The sequence below is a fragment of the Shewanella sp. HL-SH8 genome, from assembly GCF_051165765.1.
Classification (GTDB): domain Bacteria; phylum Pseudomonadota; class Gammaproteobacteria; order Enterobacterales; family Shewanellaceae; genus Shewanella; species Shewanella glacialimarina.
The window spans coordinates 539,308-560,239 of sequence record NZ_CP195039.1 but is presented as its reverse complement, the minus strand read 5'-3'; the positions used below and the strand labels follow the sequence as shown (position 1 = coordinate 560,239).

At 42.6% G+C, this 20,932-nt stretch carries 27 protein-coding genes, 1 rRNA gene and 1 pseudogene; 6 read left to right on the top strand and 23 right to left on the bottom strand.

Annotation, left to right across the window (positions count from 1 at the left end; all coding sequences use genetic code 11):
• Positions 1-63 precede the first annotated feature (63 nt).
• The 5 genes from ACRWQN_RS02530 to ACRWQN_RS02510 all read right to left on the bottom strand — a co-directional run bounded on the left by ACRWQN_RS02530 (position 64) and on the right by ACRWQN_RS02510 (position 5,923).
• Positions 64-1,608, bottom strand: a 16S ribosomal RNA gene (locus ACRWQN_RS02530).
• Positions 1,609-2,145: 537 nt separating this feature from the next.
• Positions 2,146-2,739, bottom strand: a complete 594-nt coding sequence (locus ACRWQN_RS02525) for a TlpA family protein disulfide reductase (RefSeq protein WP_434930744.1) — start codon at positions 2,737-2,739, stop codon at positions 2,146-2,148.
• 166 nt (positions 2,740-2,905) lie between these two features.
• Positions 2,906-3,379: a heme lyase NrfEFG subunit NrfF gene (gene nrfF / locus ACRWQN_RS02520; protein ID WP_434927808.1), complete on the bottom strand. Its 474-nt coding sequence runs from the start codon at positions 3,377-3,379 to the stop codon at positions 2,906-2,908.
• Positions 3,379-3,933, bottom strand: coding sequence for a DsbE family thiol:disulfide interchange protein (locus ACRWQN_RS02515; RefSeq protein WP_226411954.1), 555 nt, complete (start codon positions 3,931-3,933; stop codon positions 3,379-3,381). The genes nrfF and ACRWQN_RS02515 overlap by 1 nt, the downstream gene beginning before the upstream one ends.
• A 13-nt stretch (positions 3,934-3,946) precedes the next feature.
• Positions 3,947-5,923: a heme lyase CcmF/NrfE family subunit gene (locus ACRWQN_RS02510; protein ID WP_434939662.1), complete on the bottom strand. Its 1,977-nt coding sequence runs from the start codon at positions 5,921-5,923 to the stop codon at positions 3,947-3,949.
• A gap of 417 nt (positions 5,924-6,340) precedes the next feature.
• Between ACRWQN_RS02510 and ccmI the strand changes: the two genes are divergently transcribed.
• The gene (ccmI, locus tag ACRWQN_RS02505) at positions 6,341-7,612 is read left to right on the top strand and encodes a c-type cytochrome biogenesis protein CcmI (RefSeq protein WP_434939661.1); all 1,272 of its coding nucleotides are present in this window, start codon (positions 6,341-6,343) and stop codon (positions 7,610-7,612) included.
• Between the two features lie 115 nt (positions 7,613-7,727).
• Here ccmI and ACRWQN_RS02500 read toward each other — a convergent pair whose 3' ends face one another.
• A complete protein-coding gene (locus ACRWQN_RS02500; protein ID WP_434927803.1) occupies positions 7,728-8,021 on the bottom strand; it encodes a c-type cytochrome in 294 nt (97 codons plus the stop codon).
• 325 nt (positions 8,022-8,346) lie between these two features.
• Between ACRWQN_RS02500 and ccmA the strand changes: the two genes are divergently transcribed.
• Genes ccmA through ccmE form a run of 5 tightly spaced genes read left to right on the top strand, consistent with a single transcriptional unit; the run spans position 8,347 to position 11,147 of the window.
• Positions 8,347-8,997: a cytochrome c biogenesis heme-transporting ATPase CcmA gene (ccmA, locus tag ACRWQN_RS02495; protein WP_434927802.1), complete on the top strand. Its 651-nt coding sequence runs from the start codon at positions 8,347-8,349 to the stop codon at positions 8,995-8,997.
• A 9-nt stretch (positions 8,998-9,006) separates the two neighbouring features.
• Positions 9,007-9,693, top strand: a complete 687-nt coding sequence (gene ccmB, locus ACRWQN_RS02490; protein WP_434927801.1) for a heme exporter protein CcmB — start codon at positions 9,007-9,009, stop codon at positions 9,691-9,693.
• A gap of 13 nt (positions 9,694-9,706) precedes the next feature.
• Complete coding sequence (locus ACRWQN_RS02485) at positions 9,707-10,453, top strand: heme ABC transporter permease (protein WP_226411966.1); 747 nt, start codon at positions 9,707-9,709, stop codon at positions 10,451-10,453.
• Complete coding sequence (ccmD, locus tag ACRWQN_RS02480; protein ID WP_226411968.1) at positions 10,453-10,653, top strand: heme exporter protein CcmD; 201 nt, start codon at positions 10,453-10,455, stop codon at positions 10,651-10,653. Before ACRWQN_RS02485 ends, ccmD begins: the two co-directional genes overlap by 1 nt.
• Positions 10,650-11,147, top strand: a complete 498-nt coding sequence (gene ccmE / locus ACRWQN_RS02475) for a cytochrome c maturation protein CcmE (protein WP_226411970.1) — start codon at positions 10,650-10,652, stop codon at positions 11,145-11,147. The genes ccmD and ccmE overlap by 4 nt, the downstream gene beginning before the upstream one ends.
• Before the next feature lie 1,143 nt (positions 11,148-12,290).
• Here ccmE and rplQ read toward each other — a convergent pair.
• From rplQ to rplN, 17 genes and pseudogenes are all read right to left on the bottom strand, one after another.
• Positions 12,291-12,686, bottom strand: coding sequence for a 50S ribosomal protein L17 (gene rplQ / locus ACRWQN_RS02470; protein ID WP_226411972.1), 396 nt, complete (start codon positions 12,684-12,686; stop codon positions 12,291-12,293).
• 39 nt (positions 12,687-12,725) lie between these two features.
• Positions 12,726-13,715 (bottom strand): DNA-directed RNA polymerase subunit alpha, encoded by a 990-nt coding sequence (locus ACRWQN_RS02465; protein WP_188843792.1) that lies wholly within the window; start codon positions 13,713-13,715, stop codon positions 12,726-12,728.
• A 24-nt stretch (positions 13,716-13,739) separates the two neighbouring features.
• Positions 13,740-14,360, bottom strand: a complete 621-nt coding sequence (gene rpsD / locus ACRWQN_RS02460; protein ID WP_226411974.1) for a 30S ribosomal protein S4 — start codon at positions 14,358-14,360, stop codon at positions 13,740-13,742.
• A gap of 31 nt (positions 14,361-14,391) precedes the next feature.
• Positions 14,392-14,784, bottom strand: a complete 393-nt coding sequence (gene rpsK / locus ACRWQN_RS02455) for a 30S ribosomal protein S11 (RefSeq protein ID WP_011635661.1) — start codon at positions 14,782-14,784, stop codon at positions 14,392-14,394.
• Positions 14,785-14,801: 17 nt separating this feature from the next.
• Positions 14,802-15,158, bottom strand: coding sequence for a 30S ribosomal protein S13 (gene rpsM / locus ACRWQN_RS02450; protein WP_226411976.1), 357 nt, complete (start codon positions 15,156-15,158; stop codon positions 14,802-14,804).
• Between the two features lie 118 nt (positions 15,159-15,276).
• Positions 15,277-15,390, bottom strand: coding sequence for a 50S ribosomal protein L36 (rpmJ, locus tag ACRWQN_RS02445; protein WP_006083579.1), 114 nt, complete (start codon positions 15,388-15,390; stop codon positions 15,277-15,279).
• 23 nt (positions 15,391-15,413) lie between these two features.
• Positions 15,414-16,754: a preprotein translocase subunit SecY gene (gene secY / locus ACRWQN_RS02440; protein ID WP_226411977.1), complete on the bottom strand. Its 1,341-nt coding sequence runs from the start codon at positions 16,752-16,754 to the stop codon at positions 15,414-15,416.
• 7 nt (positions 16,755-16,761) lie between these two features.
• The gene (gene rplO / locus ACRWQN_RS02435; protein WP_226411978.1) at positions 16,762-17,196 is read right to left on the bottom strand and encodes a 50S ribosomal protein L15; all 435 of its coding nucleotides are present in this window, start codon (positions 17,194-17,196) and stop codon (positions 16,762-16,764) included.
• Complete coding sequence (gene rpmD / locus ACRWQN_RS02430; protein WP_226411979.1) at positions 17,196-17,384, bottom strand: 50S ribosomal protein L30; 189 nt, start codon at positions 17,382-17,384, stop codon at positions 17,196-17,198. Before rpmD ends, rplO begins: the two co-directional genes overlap by 1 nt.
• Before the next feature lie 6 nt (positions 17,385-17,390).
• Entirely contained in the window at positions 17,391-17,894 is a 504-nt protein-coding gene (gene rpsE / locus ACRWQN_RS02425; RefSeq protein WP_076502247.1) for a 30S ribosomal protein S5, read from the bottom strand.
• Between the two features lie 10 nt (positions 17,895-17,904).
• On the bottom strand, positions 17,905-18,255 hold the full coding sequence (rplR, locus tag ACRWQN_RS02420; RefSeq protein WP_188843805.1) for a 50S ribosomal protein L18: 351 nt from the start codon (positions 18,253-18,255) through the stop codon (positions 17,905-17,907).
• A gap of 10 nt (positions 18,256-18,265) precedes the next feature.
• A pseudogene (rplF, locus tag ACRWQN_RS02415) lies at positions 18,266-18,800 on the bottom strand (50S ribosomal protein L6).
• A 10-nt stretch (positions 18,801-18,810) separates the two neighbouring features.
• Positions 18,811-19,203, bottom strand: a complete 393-nt coding sequence (gene rpsH, locus ACRWQN_RS02410; RefSeq protein WP_188959299.1) for a 30S ribosomal protein S8 — start codon at positions 19,201-19,203, stop codon at positions 18,811-18,813.
• Between the two features lie 23 nt (positions 19,204-19,226).
• Positions 19,227-19,532: a 30S ribosomal protein S14 gene (gene rpsN, locus ACRWQN_RS02405; protein ID WP_226411981.1), complete on the bottom strand. Its 306-nt coding sequence runs from the start codon at positions 19,530-19,532 to the stop codon at positions 19,227-19,229.
• A gap of 10 nt (positions 19,533-19,542) precedes the next feature.
• On the bottom strand, positions 19,543-20,082 hold the full coding sequence (gene rplE, locus ACRWQN_RS02400) for a 50S ribosomal protein L5 (RefSeq protein ID WP_226411982.1): 540 nt from the start codon (positions 20,080-20,082) through the stop codon (positions 19,543-19,545).
• Positions 20,083-20,095: 13 nt separating this feature from the next.
• Positions 20,096-20,410, bottom strand: a complete 315-nt coding sequence (gene rplX, locus ACRWQN_RS02395) for a 50S ribosomal protein L24 (protein ID WP_226411983.1) — start codon at positions 20,408-20,410, stop codon at positions 20,096-20,098.
• Between the two features lie 12 nt (positions 20,411-20,422).
• Entirely contained in the window at positions 20,423-20,791 is a 369-nt protein-coding gene (gene rplN / locus ACRWQN_RS02390; RefSeq protein ID WP_434939660.1) for a 50S ribosomal protein L14, read from the bottom strand.
• Positions 20,792-20,932 lie beyond the last annotated feature (141 nt).

Below are 20,932 nucleotides of genomic sequence, written 5' to 3'. Positions count from 1 at the left end.
AAGTAATCTGTGTGAACACTCACATGCATCTCTGCACTTTAGGTATTGAGTTAGTCGTATAGGTAAGGAGGTGATCCAGCCCCAGGTTCCCCTAGGGCTACCTTGTTACGACTTCACCCCAGTCATGAACCACAAAGTGGTGAGCGTTCTCCCGAAGGTTAAACTACCCACTTCTTTTGCAGCCCACTCCCATGGTGTGACGGGCGGTGTGTACAAGGCCCGGGAACGTATTCACCGTGACATTCTGATTCACGATTACTAGCGATTCCGACTTCATGGAGTCGAGTTGCAGACTCCAATCCGGACTACGACGTACTTTGTGAGATTAGCTCCACCTCGCGGCTTTGCAACCCTCTGTATACGCCATTGTAGCACGTGTGTAGCCCTACTCGTAAGGGCCATGATGACTTGACGCCGTCCCCACCTTCCTCCGGTTTATCACCGGCAGTCTCCCTAAAGTTCCCGACATTACTCGCTGGCAAATAAGGATAGGGGTTGCGCTCGTTGCGGGACTTAACCCAACATTTCACAACACGAGCTGACGACAGCCATGCAGCACCTGTCTCAGAGTTCCCGAAGGCACTAAGCTATCTCTAGCGAATTCTCTGGATGTCAAGAGTAGGTAAGGTTCTTCGCGTTGCATCGAATTAAACCACATGCTCCACCGCTTGTGCGGGCCCCCGTCAATTCATTTGAGTTTTAACCTTGCGGCCGTACTCCCCAGGCGGTCTACTTAATGCGTTAGCTTGGGAGCCCAGTGACTAAGTCACCAAACTCCGAGTAGACATCGTTTACGGCGTGGACTACCAGGGTATCTAATCCTGTTTGCTCCCCACGCTTTCGTGCATGAGCGTCAGTCTTTGTCCAGGAGGCCGCCTTCGCCACCGGTATTCCTTCAGATATCTACGCATTTCACCGCTACACCTGAAATTCTACCTCCCTCTACAAGACTCTAGTTCCCCAGTTCCAAATGCAATTCCTAGGTTGAGCCCAGGGCTTTCACATCTGGCTTAAAAAACCGCCTGCGCACGCTTTACGCCCAGTAATTCCGATTAACGCTCGGACCCTCCGTATTACCGCGGCTGCTGGCACGGAGTTAGCCGGTCCTTCTTCTGTAGGTAACGTCACAGCAGCAGTTTATTAAACTACTGCCTTTCCTCCCTACTGAAAGTGCTTTACAACCCGAAGGCCTTCTTCACACACGCGGCATGGCTGCATCAGGCTTTCGCCCATTGTGCAATATTCCCCACTGCTGCCTCCCGTAGGAGTCTGGGCCGTGTCTCAGTCCCAGTGTGGCTGATCATCCTCTCAGAACAGCTAGGGATCGCCGCCTTGGTGAGCCATTACCTCACCAACTAGCTAATCCCACCTAGGTTCATCCAATCGCGAAAGGCCCGAAGGTCCCCTCCTTTCCCCCGTAGGGCGTATGCGGTATTAGCAGTCGTTTCCAACTGTTATCCCCCTCGACTGGGCAGATCCCTAGGCATTACTCACCCGTCCGCCGCTCGCCGGCAAAGATAGCAAGCTATCTTCCCGCTGCCGCTCGACTTGCATGTGTTAGGCCTGCCGCCAGCGTTCAATCTGAGCCATGATCAAACTCTTCAATTAAAGTTTTTTTGAATCTTGCGATTCGGCTCAATGAATTCTGATTGCTTTATCAACCGAAGTTAACAAAGTCTTTTTGTACATATTGCTATGAACATTCATCGTTGCATTGAGTTTAAATTTTTTGATTGCTCTTCCTAAGAAGAAGCAATTTCGAATAACTCAATACCTGTGAATGTCCACACAGATTTCTTGTTTAAGTTGTTAAAGAGCGTTGATGTTAATTTTTCAAACATCGCCGTTGGACGCTAGGTCGTTGGCTTGGGCTGCGTATTCTACAGACCCTGTTGTCAGCGTCAAGTGTTTTTTCAAACTTTCTTTTCGCTGTTGATTTGATGATGAAACCGAAGTTTTTATCCTTTCAAATCAACCTAACTCGCTACTTTGCTTTCGCGCTGTGCCGTGTCAGTGGATGCGCATTATAGGGAGATTCTGAGGCAGTGCAACCCCTTTTATAAAGTTTTTATATAAAAAAAGATCGCTTGACGATCTTTTAACCTAACACGATCTAAATCGTTTAATTAGGCACCAAAAAGAATACTAATCGACCACTTTTCCTGTTGTGGTGTAAAACTGCTTTAAGAAGGTTATAGCGTTCTCATCGTCCCAATCAACATAACTACGTACATAAGCTACCAGTTCCCCTTGCGGATTTAATATAAAAGTCGCCGGAATTGTTTCTAACGGGAACACTTCACGAAGATTTTGCTTGGGATCAAAATAAGATTCGAATTTTGGTAGACCTATCGATTGCAAAAATGGTTGCACTATCACTTGGCCATCGCCATCAATTGATATAGGTAACAACATGTATTGGGTTTGATCTATTTTTTTGGCAAGCCTGTCTAGTGCTGGAAGTTCTCTGACACAAGGGGGACACCATGTCGCCCACATATTCACTAAGATGACTTTACCTTTGAAGGCTTCAAAATCTATTTGATCATTATTCAATTGGCTGAAGTTAGCTTGGGCGATGGGAAAAGGTTGCTCCAGGATGATGATTTTATCCAAACTGGTTTGAGATACTGGTTTTTGACTAGGTTGCATACCTGGGTAGGCTACACCGCTTTCTATTAGCAGCATGCTAGCACTAATAATAGAGGCTACAACAACAAGTTTTTTTTTCGATATCATTATTTAACCTCAAGTCGGGTTAAGAGATACAGTCAATAGGCTAAACCCTACACGTTTAGCCTATTTTATCGCAACTTGCTATTTGTTTTGAAAGCAAAGCACCTTGATGTAACGCTGTTAACAAAACAAAGAGCGGTTTGAAAAGTCTTTATATTCTGGACTGAGGTTATTTATTACGTTTTAGTAATTCATCAAGCTGCTGTTTATCTTCAGCTGACATCTCGGCATGGGCATATTTTACATTTCTCTGGCGACGAATAAGTATCGCGCCAACAATGAAACCTATAAATAGCAGCGCAAAAGGACCAATCCAAAGAACATATGTTTTTGGATCAAGTCGCGGTTTATAAAGTACAAAGTCACCATAACGACTTGTCATGAACTCTACAATTTGCTCATCTGACTTACCATCATCAACCATCTTATAAACTTCTAATCGCAAATCTTGAGCGACTGGCGAATTAGAATCAACTAAGTTTTGGTTTTGACATTGTGGGCAACGCAACTCATGTGCGAGTGAAATAGCACGCTTTTGATTACTGGGTGTTTTGAATTCATAGGTATCTACTGGTGTGGCATGGACCACTACACTCGATAACAAACCAATAACTAACGCGAACGATAAATTAACTAATTTCATTACGCTGCTCCATCCGCTTTAGCTTCAGCTTGTAGCTGCTGAACCATTGGATATAAGGTATCTTGCCAAATATTTTGATCAATTGGGCCTGCATAGCGAAATCGTATAATGCCATTATGATCAATGATAAATGTTTCTGGCGCACCATATACCCCGAGATCCAAACCTAAACGACCATCTTTATCATAAAAGTTGATCGTATATGGATCCCCTTCGCGCTGTAGCTCTTTTATTGCCAGTGCTCGCTCGTCACGATAATTAATACCATATATAGGCATAATATTACGACGAGACAACATAGTTAAAAAAGGATGTTCATATTTACATGCAGGACACCAGGTGGCCCACACGTTTAATAATGAAACTTGACCTTTTAAATCAGCTTCAGTCAACAGTTCACCAGGGGTTTCAAGTCTCTCAAGTTGGAAAGCCGGCACCGGCTTCCCTTCTAATGCTGAATCCAGCTTTTGTGGATTAAGGAATAAACCTTGATATAAGAATATTCCCATCACCAAAAATAAGGCTAGAGGTATAAACAGCACCAACTTTTTCATAAATTCTCCGTTTTTAAGCTGTCGCTAACTTTTCTTTTGCTTTGTCGTTTACTTCGGCAGCCGTGCTCTTTACGCGATAACGCTTATCTGATGCAGCAAGGAAACCACCAATCATCATAAAGATTGATCCGAACCATAACCAACGTACAAAAGGTTTGTAGTTTAGACGTACAGCAAACTCGGTCGCACTGATTGGGTCACCCATGGTGACATATAGGTCACGGAATAAACCCCAATCGATACCGGCTTCTGTCATGTCCATTGTACGAACATTATATTGACGACGATCCGGTTTTAATAAGGTAATGTATTTATCATCTTGATAGATTTCTATTTGACCTTGTTGTGCTGTGTAGTTTGGTCCAACGACATTCTTAGTTTCAAGATACTTGAATGTGTAACCCGCTAACTCTTGACTGATTCCTGGCCCCATGCGAACACTTTTCTCTATTGAGTAGTTCGACACCATAGTGGCACCAACAATTGAGACGGCAATACCTAAGTGGGCCATGATCATTCCAAGTTGGCTACGCCCAATACGGGTTAAACTGATGCTGCCATCTGTTCCTTTAACCATATTGTATGCAGCGCGGAATGTCGATAATGTCACCCATATTGCCGCAGTAATGCCAAGTACAACCCATATATTGAATTCGCCGCCCATGAGGAAAGGTACAGACAAACCGATCACTGCTGCAACCATTGCAGGCACAAGCAATTGACGCTTGATCTCGCCTTGCTTTGATTTCTTCCAGCGAATGATTGGACCAATACCCATAAAGCCAAACAGTACTAACACGATTGGAACGAATACCGCGTTGAAATATGGAGGTCCTACAGAAATTTTACCCATACCGAGCGCATCTATAAGCAGCGGGTATAAGGTTCCAAGTAGCACGGTACCGGCAGCTACAGTTAATAACACGTTACAAACCAACAACATGGTTTCTTTAGACTTGAGCTCAAATCGAGCAGGACTGCTCATTTCGCTGGCACGGAAAGCAAACAGAGTTAAAGAGCCACCAACGGCAATAGCCAGTAGAAGCAGAATAAACATACCACGGCTTGGATCTGCTGCAAATGAATGCACCGATGTGAGTACACCGGAACGCACAATAAAGGTACCCAGTAAGCTTAATGAGAAAGCAAAGATTGATAGCAAAACAGTCCAATTGCGGAATGCACCACGCTTTTCAGTTACCACTAAAGAGTGAACCAATGCTGTACCTATTAGCCAAGGCATAAAAGAAGCATTTTCAACTGGATCCCAGAACCACCAACCACCCCAGCCTAATTCATAGTATGCCCACCAAGAGCCTAGTGAGATACCACCGGTTAAGAACACCCAAGCAGCCAACGTCCAAGGACGAGACCAACGAGCCCAAGCTGAATCTAAACTACCACTCATTAATGCTGCAATAGCAAAAGCAAAGCTTACTGAGAAACCTACATAACCAAGGTATAACATAGGTGGGTGGAAGATTAGCCCAACATCTTGCAACATTGGATTTAAGTCACGTCCTTCCATTGGAATTGGAAATATACGCTCAAATGGACTTGAGGTTAGAACCATAAACAAGGTGAAACCAACAATAATCATGGCTAGTACTGCTAGCACCCTCGCAGTAAAGACTTCTTCTAAGCCTTTACTGAACATGGCTACAGCTGTTGCCCACACTGACAATGAGAATACCCAGAATAATAATGAACCTTCATGACCGCCCCATACTGCAGCAATTTTAAAGAAGATGGGTAATTGTGAATTTGAATGATGTGCAACATAGGCGACTGAAAAGTCATCCACCGCGAAGCTGTAGCCTAATATAACTACTGAAACTAGAATGAAGAAAAACATACCGTACGCAAGAGGCCAGGCATATCTCACTAAATATGCATCTTTCTTGGCAGCACCTATTAATGGAACACTGGCTAATAACATGGCAAATGCCAAACCTATTATCAGTGAGAAATGTCCAATTTCTGGAATCATGGGTATTCCTTAGTTATAAAAACATTGATTTGATATCAACAAACCACGTTAATGCAGGTGATGAGCATACGTTACTATACTCACATTAGCTTAAGCGAATTTTAAATCATTTTAGTGCTTGCCAGCTCACATGTCTGCCACTTTCGTGCAAAACTGGGTTACTTGTCTCATTATCGGTACGCTGTAGGATCAAAAGTCTCTAATCACAATCACACAGCGATAAGACTAACAAAATGATCTAAAGTTTCTTACCATTTAATGTTCACATTTTAAATTGTGAACCAGTGCTCAACTCTCAAGTTTGAGCTTTATATCTTCCTTATATTACTATTCAATTAATAATCTTTACGTATAATCGTCTAATCAAGCTCAGCGGAACCCCCGCTTTCCTATAAACTAAAAGTGAATATTGAAACGATGACCACATTTTGGATTCTTATCGCGCTTGTCCTTATTATCGGTTTAATGATGATTTGGGTACCTCATTTTCGTCAGACAAAGCTACTTCAAGCTGAAGAGTCTGGCGTCCGTAAACAAACTAACCTTGAACTTTTTAATGAACGTTTAGGCATTCTTGAGAAAGAATTACAAAACGATTTACATGATCAGAATGAATTTGACGCATTAAAGCAGGAACTAGAAATTAGTTTATTGCAGGATATGAAGCATAAGGGTGATGACTCACTTGCTGCTGCAAAACCAAAAGGTATTTTATGGCCCTCTTTGATGACCATAGTAGTGTTGGGACTAACAGGTTACTTCTATCAGCAGCTTGGTGCATATAATGAACTGGCAAATCCGCCACAAGCTAATAATCCGCATCAAGGCATGAGTAATGAACAAATTATGGCTCAGCGTGTGCAGATGATGGAGGCAGAGGTTCAACAAGCTCCTGAAAACAGCCAAGCATGGTTTAGCCTAGGTCATGCTTATATTTCAGCAAACCAATATAATAAAGCTATTGCTGCATTCGATAAAGTCATGGAGTTAGTCGGAACCCACGCTGAATTACTAGGCCCTAAAGCAACGGCGATGTATTACCAGGCAGGTCAGAAGCTCACGCCAGATATTCAGGCTATTATTGAGCAGTCATTAGCTTTGGATGCACAAGACCCATCTACATTATTACTTGTCGGAATGGACGCCTTTTTTAATGCTCAATATCAAGATGCAATTAATGCATGGCAAGCTATTTTAGATAGTGACCGTAGTGATGTTGACCGCACAGCATTAATGAATGCTATTCAGTCTGCTAAAATGAGTATGCAATCAGATACGGGAGCCATGCCAAATGATGATGCCCACAGTGCTGTTAAAAATACCGCCACTGAAGCAGGTACGACAATTGCAAAAACTGTCAGTGTTATGGTCGAAGTTGCACCGGAATTAGCGTCTAAGGTTGGGCCAAATGATCAAGTATTTGTTTTTGCTCGCGCAACTCAAGGGCCAAAAGTGCCTTTAGCCGCGACTAAAGTCAATGCTAGTGATTTACCATTGACCATTACCTTAGACGATAGTACTTCTATGGGAGGGGATGTAAAATTAAGTGGTGCTAGCGAAGTTGAGATTATAGCCGTGCTATCAAAACATGGCAGCGTCAAACCACAAGCGGGTGACATGAAAGGTACTGTAGATGCTGTTAAAGTCGGCGGTAAAACCACGCTCGTATTAGATACAATAGTTCAATAACTTAGATTAAGGCGAACTTATTAGGTTCACCTTAATAGAGTTCTACGCAAATTTGCTGTCAGACATCCATAAAAAAACCGGCTATTAGGCCGGTTTTTATATTCTTAAAGAAGTATTACTTAGACATGAACTCAATAGCGTTCTTGTAATCTTCATCAGAACAGTCAGTACACATACCACCTGGTGGCATTGCATTTAAACCTGTCTTAACAGAGTTTAATAGTACATCAACACCCTTGGCTAAACGAGGTTCCCAAGCAGCAACATCATGAGATTTAGGCGCACCGGCCACACCCATGCTGTGACATACTTGACATGCCTTGTTATATACAGCTTCACCTTCTTGAGCAAATACATTCGCAGACAAAGTTAAGGCAGCTACTGCAGTCATTGCTAACAATTTTTTCATGTTCAACGTTCCTAATTGCAAATAAATACAAAGCTCAACGCTGCCTGTTATTTTTAGAAGGCAGACTATTTTTAGCTCTACTAGATTACTACATACTGCAAAAAATCTCACCTTTTTGTGATAACAATCTCACCTTGGCATTCAAATCAACCAATATTAACCAGTTCAAGTAATATATTAGCAAATGTTGAAAAAACTCGCATTTTAGTAATTTTATTGGAACTACATCAAATTGCGGGCACTTAATGATAGCTAAAGTTAACTGCATAATACTGTTTATGTTAATATCTTTTAATCTTTATTAGTCGATTAAATAGAGGGCTCAGTGACAAAAATAACATCATCCACTCCCTTGATCAGTGCAAACAACCTAACATGCATCCGCGAAGAGCGTTTATTATTTGACGAGCTTAGCTTTGATATCATGCCTGGGGATATCGTTCAAATTGAAGGTCCGAATGGCTCCGGAAAAACAAGCTTATTACGTATTCTAGCAGGCTTATCTCGTCCTTATTCCGGAGATGTGCTGTATTTGAAACACAACATCATTCGATCGCGTGATGAGTTTAATGAAAATTTACTTTATTTAGGGCACCTAGCCGGCGTTAAAAGTGAATTAACCGCAGAAGAAAATCTTAACTTCAATTTAAGAATCAGTGGTTATGATGACTATAGAACGTCTGACATTTTAGCCAAAGTAAACTTAAGCGGGTTTGAAGAAGCATTAGCAGGACATCTGTCTGCAGGGCAACACCGAAGAACAGCGTTAGCAAGATTATGGCATACCAATTGTAAAATATGGATATTGGATGAGCCTTTTACTGCGATCGATAAAAAAGGTGTTGAAGAGCTGGAGCAACTCTTTATGGAGCATGCTAATCGCGGTGGATGCGTAATTATCACAACTCATCAAGATATGAGTTTAATTACTGAGCCTAATCTTCGTAAAATCACTCTCGATTATCGTTTTATATAAGGCTCAATAATGAACAGAGGTATTAGCTACAGCAGCGCGTTTGTGACCTTGTTAAAACGTGATTTGAAAATTGCGGTTAGACATCGTGGTGACATATTTAACCCACTGTTATTTTTTATTATGGTGGTAACTCTATTCCCACTAGGAATTGGACCAGAACCGCAAGTACTAACACGTGTAGCTCCAGGAATAATATGGGTAGCGGCTCTACTGGCATCAATGCTGTCACTGGAAAGGCTCTTTAAAGCGGATTACAGCGACGGTAGCTTAGAGCAAATGTTACTTAGTCCTCAGCCGCTAGCGATTATGGTATTGGCTAAGGTCTTAGCTCATTGGATTTTAACGGGTGTGCCATTAATACTCGTATCACCATTATTGGCGGTATTGCTTCATTTAGAAGGTAATAGCTATGTTGCTTTAATGGCTACCTTAGCGTTGGGAACACCTGTCCTGTCACTATTAGGTGCAATTGGTGTGGCTCTTACTGTTGGGCTCAGTAAAGGTGGCGTATTACTGACCTTATTAATATTGCCTTTATATATACCGGTGTTGATTTTTGCTACAAGTGCTATCGATGCGGCAGGGATGAATTTACCTTATGATGGTCAGCTAGCGATTATTGGCGCTATGCTGGTTGGTTCTTTAATTATGGCACCTTTTGCAATTGGCGCCTCCTTACGTGTGAGTACAAATTAATATGTGGAATAAGATGTGGAAATGGCTTAATTCATATGCAGACCCTGAGCGATCTTATAATCTAGCAGGAAAAATGTTGCCCTGGTTTGCTTGTTTAGCAATTGCAATGATAGGTGTTGGTACGACATGGGGCTTGTTATACGCACCAATGGATTATCAACAGGGTGATAGTTTTAGAATTATATATATACATGTTCCTGCAGCATCCATGTCAATGGCAGCCTACATGGGGATGGCAACCGCTTCATTTATTGGTATCGTCTGGCAGATTAAAGCCGCCGATTGGGCTGCTGCATCTATTGCCCCAATTGGAGCAGTTATTACTTTTATCGCATTATTTACTGGCGCTGCATGGGGAAAACCTATGTGGGGTACATGGTGGGTTTGGGATGCTCGTTTAACTTCAGAACTAGTACTATTATTCCTTTACTTGGGTGTTATTGCACTTTACGCCTCATTTGAGGACAAAGTATTGGCAGGCAGAGCTGCAGGCATATTGGCCATCGTTGGGGTAATCAATATTCCAATTATCAAGTATTCAGTTGAATGGTGGAGCAGCTTACATCAACCTGCCACAATCAAGATTACAGAAAAGTCTACAATGACTGGAGATATGCTCTATCCACTGCTTATCAATATTGCTGGATTTGGCATGATGATAGGAGCATTAACCATAGTAAGATATAGAGCAGAAGTATTGGCACGTAACGGAATGCGTCCTTGGGTTCGTGATTTAGCTAACGCGGAGGCGACAAAATAATGCAATTCGATACATTAGCAGAATTTTTAGATATGGGCGGCTATGCGTTCTTTGTATGGTTAGCTTACGGTGTAACATTTGGCAGTTTGGCTATTTTGATCATTCATAGTCTTAGCCAAAGGAAAAAAGTTCTTATTGAGATATCTAAAAAGATCATCAGAGAAGAACGATTAAAAGAATCGAGAGGTAATAAATCGTGAACCCAAGACGTAAAAAAAGACTTACACTGGCAGTAGCTTTAATCGCAGGTGTCGCAGGTGTCGCTTCACTTTTACTGTACGCGTTAAATACCAATTTGAACTTGTTTTATACACCATATGAAATTGTACATGGTAAGAATGACACTGGAGTTAAGCCAGAGATTGGACAGCGTATTCGCGTAGGCGGCATGGTCACTGTTGGCTCTATGATACGCGACCCAAGCAGTTTACATGTGGAATTCGCGGTACATGACTCAGTAGGTGGCGAAATCATTGTGACATTTGACGATCTTCTTCCAGATTTATTCCGAGAAGGCCAGGGAATAGTCGCTCAAGGCGTATTAGTGGAATCAGGTAAGCTGGAAGCAACTGAAGTACTTGCAAAGCATGATGAAAATTATATGCCACCAGAAGTTGCTGAAGCAATGGGACAAACCCACAAAAAATTAGATTATCCAGAAGGCGCAGAGCCAAAGGGCTATAAATACCAGTAACTTATATTGAAAAACTACAAATTCAAAGCCTATAAATTAATAGAGTTGAAATAGATATTGGTTCTTATAACTAGATAAATAATCTCTTTGAATAAAAAGACTGAATCCAAAAGATTCGGTCTTTTTTATATTCGTATAAAAAATTATTGGTCAAGTTAAATTAGCCGCGGTTTTAGTGCGATTCCAATATAAACGGTCTGACTCATTTGGCGTTACCCATCATTATATTGATGGGGTAGAGGTTCACTGCAATATTCAGTAATGTAATTTATGAACGCTTTGTCTGCTTCTGTAAGAATTCCCATAACCGCTCACGGGAACCGATTCAGATTTAAAACTGCTGAAATCGTTACGTCAGTGAAATATCCGAACAACTTCCACAACGACTCAAATATTGCTTGTAGTGATCGAGCTGAAGAGGCATTAACTTCAAGCTTATATGTCGCAAGCATTGGTAGCTGTTATTCATCCTATTCTTTAGCACAGGTGACTCGAAAACGATATTCGAACCTTTAGACATCAATTATCAATCTGGCGAACATGACAATCCTCATCGACTTATTTACGAGTAAGTGAAACTAAGGTAATCGCAAAATAAGCATAATTATTACAGCCCCAAATAGACATCAGAAAGCCAAATCATAAATGAATTTCATAAAATAAAGACAAATTATCGATTTAGCATGTTTGAGAGTGCAACAAACGCTTATGCTGCATTCCGATGAGCATGCTGAGGCTACTGAAAGCTTACTAAAGTGTACATTTTCATTAGATTACACACTTGATAACAACTGATATTAACCCTTTGTTAGTTACTGAAGACTACTGTGAACGTTAAAAATTGCAGAAAATACTAAGTAACCTCAGCTCTGGATAATAAATGCATATCAAACAGATCTTTGCCCCGCTAACTGTGTTGAATTCATTTGCAATAGCTCGCTATTGACGCATAAATACGCCTTGTTAACAGCGCAAAGCTCAAGTTTGAGGGTAAACAGTTGAATTTTGACTATTTCAATACCGTTTATTCATTCTTAACCCGAGCTGAGGTTAAGTAGAATAAAACAAGGGATAAGAAAGCTGAAAAGTGGATATAAAAAAACCGAGCCTAGGCTCGGTTTTTAATAAGTAATTAAAAATTAATTACTCTGCAGCTTCAACTTCAACAGCTTCAGCAGCTTCAGGACGACCTACTAACTCGATGTAAGCCATTGGGGCTTTATCACCGGTACGAAGACCGCACTTAAGAATACGAGTGTAACCACCAGGACGTTCCTGGAAGCGTGGACCCAATTCAGTAAATAACTTACCTACAACTTCAGCGTCGCGGGTACGAGCGAAAGCTAAACGGCGATTTGCAACGCTGTCTACTTTAGCTAATGTTATTAGAGGTTCAACTACGCGACGCAATTCTTTCGCTTTTGCTACAGTTGTCTTGATTATCTCATGACGAACTAGTGAGCATGCCATGTTACGGAACATAGCTTGGCGATGACTGCTGTTACGATTTAGTTGACGACCACTCTTACGATGGCGCATGACTAATCCTTATAACCTTAATCTGTACTAACCTGAGACTTATAGGTCGTCTGCTAAACTAGCTGGAGGCCAGTTTTCAAGACGCATACCTAACGACAGTCCGCGAGATGCTAAAACGTCCTTAATTTCAGTAAGTGATTTCTTACCTAAGTTAGGGGTTTTCAACAACTCAACTTCAGTGCGTTGTACCAGATCACCGATGTAATGAATCGCTTCGGCTTTCAAACAGTTAGCCGAACGTACAGTTAGCTCTAAATCGTCGACAGGACGCAACAATATCGGATCGAATTCCGGTTTATCATCTTCCTCAGGCTTAGCAGCAGGCTCACGTAAATCAACAAACGCATCTAGCTGTTCGGCTAAAATAGTTGCTGAGCGACGAATTGCCTCCTCAGGATCGATAGTACCATTAGTGGTCATATCAATTACGAGCTTATCTAAGTCTGTGCGCTGTTCAACACGAGCCGCTTCTACATTGTATGCAATGCGAGCAACAGGTGAGAAAGACGCATCAACCAACAGGCGACCGATTGGACGATCATCGTCTTCGGTTTGTGCACGAGCCGAAGCAGGTACATAACCACGACCACGTTCAACACGGATACGCATGCTGATGTCATTATTACCAGTCAAATGACAGATAATATGATCAGGATTCATGATGGTAACATCGCCATCATGTGTGATATCTGCTGCTGTAACAGGGCCTGTGCCGGACTTACTTAACGTAAGCATAGCCTCGTCTTTACCCTCGATAGTTACCGCTAAACCTTTAAGATTTAACAATATCTCAAGGATATCTTCTTGTACGCCTTCCTTACTGCTGTATTCGTGCAGTACGCCATCTATCTCGACTTCTGTAACAGCACAGCCAGGCATAGATGACAATAGGATGCGACGCAACGCGTTACCTAAGGTATGGCCAAAACCACGTTCTAGCGGTTCTAGTGTAACTTTGGCGCGAGTTGAATTAACCTGCTCAATTTCAACGAGACGCGGTTTAAGAAATTCTGTAACAGAACCCTGCATTGTGTCCTCTCTTGTTTGTTAGCTTTACTTAGAGTAAAGCTCGACGATCAGCTGTTCGTTAATATCCGCAGACAAATCGCTACGTTCTGGTAGACGCTTGAAAGCACCTTCCATTTTCGCATTGTCGACTTCTACCCATGTAGGCTTTTCGCGTTGACCAGCCACTTCTAAAGCCGCTTTAATACGAGCTTGAGTGCGTGATTTTTCACGGATGCTTACAACATCATTCGCAGACACTTTGAATGACGGAATGTTAACTACACGACCGTTAACCATAATAGATTTATGGCTTACTAGCTGACGTGATTCTGCACGAGTAGAACCGAAACCCATACGATAAACTACGTTATCTAGGCGGACTTCTAAAAGTTGTAACAAGTTTTCACCTGTATTACCTTTTAAACGTGCAGCTTCTTTGTAGTAGTTACGGAATTGCTTTTCTAACACACCGTAAATACGACGAACTTTTTGTTTCTCGCGTAACTGAGTACCATACTCAGACAAACGTGGCTTACGAGCGCCATGTTGTCCAGGTGCAGTTTCCAGCTTACACTTTGATTCGATTGCTCTCACACCGCTTTTTAAGAAAAGGTCTGTACCTTCTCGGCGGCTGAGCTTGAGCTTAGGACCCAAGTATCTTGCCATGATCTTTCTCCAACTATCCTATAACGTAGTGTTATACACGGCGTTTTTTAGGTGGACGACAACCATTGTGAGGGATAGGTGTCACATCAGTAATATTGGTTATTTTATAACCAACTGCGTTCAGTGCGCGAATCGCTGATTCACGTCCTGGACCTGGACCCTTCACAAAAACTTCAAGGTTTTTAACACCATAATCTTGCGCAGCAATACCTGCACGCTCTGCCGCAACCTGTGCAGCAAACGGGGTCGATTTACGTGAACCACGAAAACCAGAACCACCTGAGGTAGCCCAAGATAAAGCATTACCTTGACGATCGGTAATGGTTACGATTGTGTTGTTGAAAGACGCATGGATATGAGCCATGCCATCTGCAACCTGTTTACGTACGCGCTTACGCGGAGAACGTGACGGAACTTTAGCCATTTTGGTTTACCTTCCCGTTACTTTCTGATTGGTTTACGTGGACCTTTACGCGTACGCGCATTGGTCTTAGTACGTTGCCCACGAAGTGGCAGGCTACGACGATGGCGGAGACCACGATAACAACCAAGATCCATAAGACGCTTGATGTTCATTGAAATCTCACGACGTAAGTCACCTTCTACAGCATATTTGGCGACTTCTTCGCGTAGGATATCTATTTGAGCTTCGCTCAATTCCTTGATCTTAGCATCTTCAGCAATTGAAGTAGCAGCACAGATTGCTCTTGCGCTTGTACGTCCAATACCAAAAATAGCAGTCAATGCGATGACTGTATGCTTTTGATCAGGAATGTTAATGCCAGCGATACGGGCCACTATGCACTCCTTAAATGTTAAAGGCTATCTGCGAAAAGCCCGAAAGGATACTCGACAGACAACAAATTTGCAAACAATATTTTTGGTCAGCCCATTATTGGACTGACCAACTTCTTACTTAGCCTTGACGCTGTTTGTGTTTAGGTTCAACACATATAACGCGAACAACACCACTACGCTTGACGATCTTGCAATTACGGCAGATCTTCTTCACGGAAGCTCGAACTTTCATTTCATCACTCCGTAAAAGCTAACTTATTTTCCAAAGCGATCTAAATTCGCTTTGTTGACTAGATTAGCTTTCTTCATCACAGACTCATATTGATGAGACATCATATGGGTCTGAACCTGAGCCATGAAGTCCATGATCACGACTACTATAATTAGTAGCGAAGTACCGCCAAAATAGAACTGTACTTTCCACGCAATTAACATGAACTCCGGAATTAAGCAGATAAAGGTAATATACAACGCACCCGCTAAGGTTAAACGTGTCATTACTTTATCAATGTAACGCGAAGTCTGTTCACCGGGACGAATCCCAGGAATGAATGCACCACTCTTTTTCAAATTATCAGCTGTTTCGCGTGGATTAAAAACCAACGCAGTATAGAAGAAACAGAAAAAGATAATTGCTGTCGCATACAATAATGAATACAGCGGTTGTCCAGGGGACACAGCTAAAGCGAAATCGCTTAGCCATGACATAGACTCATTTTGTCCAAACCACTGAGCCAGTGTGCCTGGAAACAAAATAATGCTGGATGCAAATATTGGTGGAATTACACCTGCCATATTTACTTTAAGTGGTAAATGAGTGCTTTGAGCAGCAAAAACCTTACGGCCTTGTTGACGTTTAGCATAGTTGACAACGATTCGACGCTGTCCACGTTCCACAAACACTACAAAATAAGTTACAGCAAATACAATAACCGCGAGCAACAGTAGTACCAATACATTCAAGTCACCTTGACGCGCCTGCTCGGCTGTTGAGCCGATAGCCGATGGTAATCCTGCAACAATACCTGCGAAAATTAATATCGAGATACCATTACCAATACCACGTTCGGTAATCTGTTCGCCTAACCACATTAGGAACATAGTTCCTGTGACTAAACTTACAACAGCAACAAAGTAAAAACCAAATCCAATATTGGCCACGAGGCCAGGAACTAAATTCGGTAAACCTGTCGCGATACCGATAGATTGCAATGTACCCAGTACAAGTGTGCCATATCTAGTATATTGACTTATCTTTTTACGCCCTGACTCGCCTTCTTTTTTCAATTCAGCAAGTGCAGGATGCACAACAGTCAATAACTGCATAATAATCGATGCCGAAATATACGGCATGATACCTAATGCGAAGATAGAGGCACGCTCTAAAGCACCACCCGAGAACATGTTAAACATGCCAAGGATGGTATCTTTTTGCTGAGCAAAAAGCTCTGCTAATACAGCTGCGTCAATACCAGGAATTGGTACAAACGAACCGGCTCTAAAGACGATAATCGCACCAATCACGAACAGAAGGCGAGTTTTCAGTTCAGATAAACCACCTTTCGCGCTTTTTAAATCAAGTCCTGGTTTTGCCATCGACGTATTATTCCTCGATCTTGCCACCGGCAGCTTCAATAGCTGCACGTGCACCTTTGGTTACCTTTAGACCTTTTACAGTCACTGGGCGCTCAATGGTACCTGAAAGAACGATTTTCGCAAACTGGATATTGCGAGTAATAACGTTCGCAGCTTTCAGAGTGTTTAAATCGATGACATCACCGTTAACTTTTGCTAGTTCGAGTAAACGAACTTCAGCTGAAACCAAAGCTTTGCGAGATGTAAAGCCGAACTTAGGTAAACGGATTTTAAGAGGCATTTGACCGCCTTCAAAACCTACACGCACACCGCCGCCAGAACGAGACTTTTGTCCCTTATGACCACGACCTGCTGTTTTACCTAAACCTGAACCAATACCTCGGCCAACACGCTTAGGAGCAGATTTAGAACCTGCTGCTGGAGATAGAGTATTTAGACGCATTATCCTAATTCCTCCACCGAAACCATGTAGTAAACCTTGTTAATCATACCGCGAACTGAAGGAGTATCTTCAAGTTCAACTGTATGACCAATACGGCGCAGACCTAAACCTGTTAGGGTAGCTCGGTGTTTTGGTAAACGACCGATGCTGCTTTTGGTCTGTGTTACTTTAACTGTTTTAGTAGCCATGGTGCATTATCCCCGAATTTCGTCAACATTCAGGCCACGTTTAGCAGCGATTTGAGCAGGTGACTTCATGTGCACCAACGCATCGACTGTAGCGCGAACGATGTTGATCGGGTTAGTAGAACCGTATGCTTTTGACAGAACGTTATGAACGCCTGCTACTTCCAATACGGCACGCATTGCGCCACCGGCAATAATACCAGTACCTTGTGATGCTGGTTGCATGTACACAAGTGAACCTGTATGACGACCTTTAACTGGGTGATGCAGAGTACCTGCATTCAACTCAACGGTCACAATGTTACGACGCGCTTTTTCCATAGCTTTTTGAATCGCTGCTGGAACTTCACGTGCTTTACCATAGCCATAGCCAATCTTACCGTTACCGTCACCCACTACTGTTAGTGCTGTGAAGCTAAAGATACGACCGCCCTTAACTACTTTAGAAACACGATTAACTGCAATCAATTTTTCTTGCAAATCGTCTTTTTGCTGAGCTTCTAATTTAGCCATTTATAACCCCTTAGAACTTCAGGCCAGCTTCACGAGCAGCGTCTGCTAATGCAGCCACACGTCCGTGATACTTGAAACCAGAACGGTCGAACGCAACAGTAGCCACGCCCTTCTCGATCGCACGCTCAGCAACTAGTTTACCAATTGCTTTGGCCGCATCTACGTTTCCGGTACTCTTTAGTTGCTCTTTAACTGTTTTTTCAACAGTTGAAGCGGCAGCTAACACCTGAGCTTCAGGACTAATAACCTGAGCATAAATGTGACGCGGTGTACGATGTACAACCAGACGATTCACGCCTAGCTCTTGGATCTTCTTACGTGCACGAGTAGCGCGACGTAAGCGAGATGTTTTCTTATCCATATCGCGTTACCTACTTCTTCTTAGCCTCTTTACGGCGTACAACTTCGTCTGTCATAGCGAACACCTTTACCTTTATAAGGCTCTGGTGGACGGTAACCACGAATGTTTGCAGCAACTTGACCAACCAACTGTTTATCAACGCCTGTTAAGACGATTTCAGTTTGGCTAGGACATTCTACTGTCACGCCTGCGGGTAGCTTGTGTACTAATGGATGTGAGAAACCTAATGTTAAGTCTAAGTCACTACCAGCGATTTTCGCACGGTAACCTACACCAACAAGCTTAAGTTTTTTCACAAAACCTTGAGATACACCAACAACCATATTGTTTACTAGTGCACGTGCAGTACCTGCCTGCGCCCAAGCTTTTTCAAAGCCTTCGACAGGTAGAAACTTAACTTGTGCATCTTCGATAACAACATTTACCGCATTGTTGATTACTCGAGTCAGACTTCCTTTACTGCCTTTGACAGTTAAAGTCTGTTCGTTTAAAGTCACCTCTACGTCAGCAGGGATAGTGACTGGTGCTTTTGCAACACGAGACATTACTAACTCCTTACGCTACGTAGCAGATAACCTCGCCACCCGAGCCAAATTGGCGGGCGGCACGATCAGTCATCAAGCCTTTAGAAGTGGACACAATTGCGATACCCAGACCGCCCATAACCTTTGGAAGTTCGTCTTTACCTTTGTAAATACGAAGACCAGGACGGCTTACGCGCTGGATAGTCTCAACGACTGGTTTGCCTTGAAAGTACTTTAATGTAATTTCTAATTCAGGCTTAGCTTCATCTGCTACGGCGTAGTCAGTAATGAAACCTTCATCTTTAAGTAATTTCGCAATTGCTACTTTTAACTTAGCTGAAGGCATCTTTACAGATACGTGGTTAGCAGCTTGGCCGTTACGAATACGGGTTAACATATCCGCAATAGGATCTTGCATGCTCATATTAGCTTACTCCGTACAAGTGCTTACCAGCTGGCCTTACGTAGGCCAGGAACTTCACCACGCATGGTTGCTTCACGTAATTTAATACGGCTTAAGCCGAATTTACGTAAGAAGCCATGTGGGCGACCAGTTTGATTACAGCGATTGCGTTGACGCGATGCGCTTGAATCACGTGGTAGTGCTTGCAACTTAAGTACCGCATCCCAACGATCTTCTTCCGAAGTCTCTGGGCTGCTGATAGTAGCTTTAAGTGCTAGACGCTTTTCAGCATACTTAGCTACGAGCTGTGCACGTTTTGCTTCACGTGCTTTCATAGAAGTTTTAGCCATTATGCTACCCTTATTTCTTAAATGGGAAGTTAAAAGCGGTCAACAAAGCACGACCTTCTTCATCATTTTTCGCAGTAGTAGTGATAACAATATCCATACCACGAATCTTATCGATTTTATCGTAATCGATCTCAGGGAAGATGATCTGTTCTTTCACACCCATTGCATAATTACCACGGCCGTCAAACGCTTTAGCGCTTAAGCCACGGAAATCACGAATACGTGGGATTGCAATGTCAACTAGACGCTCTAAAAATTCCCACATGCGCTCACCGCGCAGGGTAACTTTACAGCCTATAGGGTAGCCTTCACGGATTTTAAAGCCAGCAACTGATTTACGAGCAACAGTTACAATTGGCTTTTGGCCAGCGATTGCAGTCATGTCACGAAGCGCGTGCTCCATAACTTTCTTATCTGCAACAGCTTCACCAACACCCATGTTAAGGGTGATTTTATCAATCCGAGGGACTTGCATGACACTGCTATAACCGAACTTTTTAGCTAGTTCAGCGATCACAGTCTCTTGATATTTATCATGCAGTTTCGCCATCGTTTACTCCAAATTACTTAACGAGTTCGCTGTTCGATTTATAAAAACGGACTTTTTTGTCGTTTTCAAATCGGAAACCAACACGATCTGCCTTGCCTGTGGCTTGGTTAAAGATCGCTACGTTTGATGTTTGCATCGGTGCTTCTTTCTCGATAACGCCGCCAGCTACGCCCAATTGTGGGTTTGGCTTTTGGTGTTTCTTAACGAGATTGATGCCTTCAACAATTAATTTACCAGTAGGTAGAACTTGAGAAACCTTACCGCGTTTACCCTTGTCTTTACCTGCTAATACAATCACTTCGTCTTCACGACGGATTTTTGCTGCCATTTTGAAAGCTCCTTACAGTACTTCAGGTGCCAGAGAGACAATCTTCATAAATTGCTCAGTACGCAATTCACGTGTCACTGGTCCAAAGATACGAGTACCAATCGGTGCAAGGTTTGCGTTAAGCAATACCGCTGCATTCCGATCGAAGCGAATGACAGAACCGTCTGGACGGCGTACGCCTTTCTTAGTACGGACTACCACCGCGTTATATACATCACCTTTCTTCGCTTTAGCGCGAGGAATCGCTTCTTTAACAGAAACTTTGATAATGTCGCCGATACCGGCATAACGACGATGAGAGCCACCCAAGACCTTAATACACTGAACTCTACGTGCGCCACTATTACATGCGGCGTCTAGAGTCGATTGCATTTGGATCATTTTAAGTGCTCCGCTATCGTTACTACACAAATCCCAATATTGGGACAATATTTAGCCAAAAATGAGGATAGTTTTACTCAATTTTGGCGCGCAAGTATAACACCACAATATCGGATTGCATAGTAAAAAAACAAACGGCTC

Excerpts from the sequence above, each read along its gene's own strand:
- rplR (WP_188843805.1), bottom strand. The coding sequence starts at position 18,255 with ATGGATAAGAAAACATCTCGCTTACGTCGCGCTACTCGTGCACGTAAG.
- ccmB (WP_434927801.1), top strand. The coding sequence starts at position 9,007 with ATGAACAGAGGTATTAGCTACAGCAGCGCGTTTGTGACCTTGTTAAAA.
- secY (WP_226411977.1), bottom strand. The coding sequence starts at position 16,754 with ATGGCAAAACCAGGACTTGATTTAAAAAGCGCGAAAGGTGGTTTATCT.
- ACRWQN_RS02525 (WP_434930744.1), bottom strand. The coding sequence starts at position 2,739 with ATGATATCGAAAAAAAAACTTGTTGTTGTAGCCTCTATTATTAGTGCT.
- ACRWQN_RS02485 (WP_226411966.1), top strand. The coding sequence starts at position 9,707 with ATGTGGAAATGGCTTAATTCATATGCAGACCCTGAGCGATCTTATAAT.
- rpsD (WP_226411974.1), bottom strand. The coding sequence starts at position 14,360 with ATGGCAAGATACTTGGGTCCTAAGCTCAAGCTCAGCCGCCGAGAAGGT.
- rpmJ (WP_006083579.1), bottom strand. The coding sequence starts at position 15,390 with ATGAAAGTTCGAGCTTCCGTGAAGAAGATCTGCCGTAATTGCAAGATC.
- ACRWQN_RS02500 (WP_434927803.1), bottom strand. The coding sequence starts at position 8,021 with ATGAAAAAATTGTTAGCAATGACTGCAGTAGCTGCCTTAACTTTGTCT.
- ccmD (WP_226411968.1), top strand. The coding sequence starts at position 10,453 with ATGCAATTCGATACATTAGCAGAATTTTTAGATATGGGCGGCTATGCG.
- rpsE (WP_076502247.1), bottom strand. The coding sequence starts at position 17,894 with ATGGCTAAATTAGAAGCTCAGCAAAAAGACGATTTGCAAGAAAAATTG.
- rplE (WP_226411982.1), bottom strand. The coding sequence starts at position 20,082 with ATGGCGAAACTGCATGATAAATATCAAGAGACTGTGATCGCTGAACTA.
- rpsK (WP_011635661.1), bottom strand. The coding sequence starts at position 14,784 with ATGGCTAAAGTTCCGTCACGTTCTCCGCGTAAGCGCGTACGTAAACAG.
- ACRWQN_RS02510 (WP_434939662.1), bottom strand. The coding sequence starts at position 5,923 with ATGATTCCAGAAATTGGACATTTCTCACTGATAATAGGTTTGGCATTT.
- rpsH (WP_188959299.1), bottom strand. The coding sequence starts at position 19,203 with ATGAGCATGCAAGATCCTATTGCGGATATGTTAACCCGTATTCGTAAC.
- rplO (WP_226411978.1), bottom strand. The coding sequence starts at position 17,196 with ATGCGTCTAAATACTCTATCTCCAGCAGCAGGTTCTAAATCTGCTCCT.
- ACRWQN_RS02515 (WP_226411954.1), bottom strand. The coding sequence starts at position 3,933 with ATGAAAAAGTTGGTGCTGTTTATACCTCTAGCCTTATTTTTGGTGATG.
- rpmD (WP_226411979.1), bottom strand. The coding sequence starts at position 17,384 with ATGGCTACTAAAACAGTTAAAGTAACACAGACCAAAAGCAGCATCGGT.
- rplX (WP_226411983.1), bottom strand. The coding sequence starts at position 20,410 with ATGGCAGCAAAAATCCGTCGTGAAGACGAAGTGATTGTATTAGCAGGT.
- ACRWQN_RS02465 (WP_188843792.1), bottom strand. The coding sequence starts at position 13,715 with ATGCAGGGTTCTGTTACAGAATTTCTTAAACCGCGTCTCGTTGAAATT.
- nrfF (WP_434927808.1), bottom strand. The coding sequence starts at position 3,379 with ATGAAATTAGTTAATTTATCGTTCGCGTTAGTTATTGGTTTGTTATCG.
- rplQ (WP_226411972.1), bottom strand. The coding sequence starts at position 12,686 with ATGCGCCATCGTAAGAGTGGTCGTCAACTAAATCGTAACAGCAGTCAT.
- ccmI (WP_434939661.1), top strand. The coding sequence starts at position 6,341 with ATGACCACATTTTGGATTCTTATCGCGCTTGTCCTTATTATCGGTTTA.
- rpsN (WP_226411981.1), bottom strand. The coding sequence starts at position 19,532 with ATGGCTAAAACTTCTATGAAAGCACGTGAAGCAAAACGTGCACAGCTC.
- rplN (WP_434939660.1), bottom strand. The coding sequence starts at position 20,791 with ATGATCCAAATGCAATCGACTCTAGACGCCGCATGTAATAGTGGCGCA.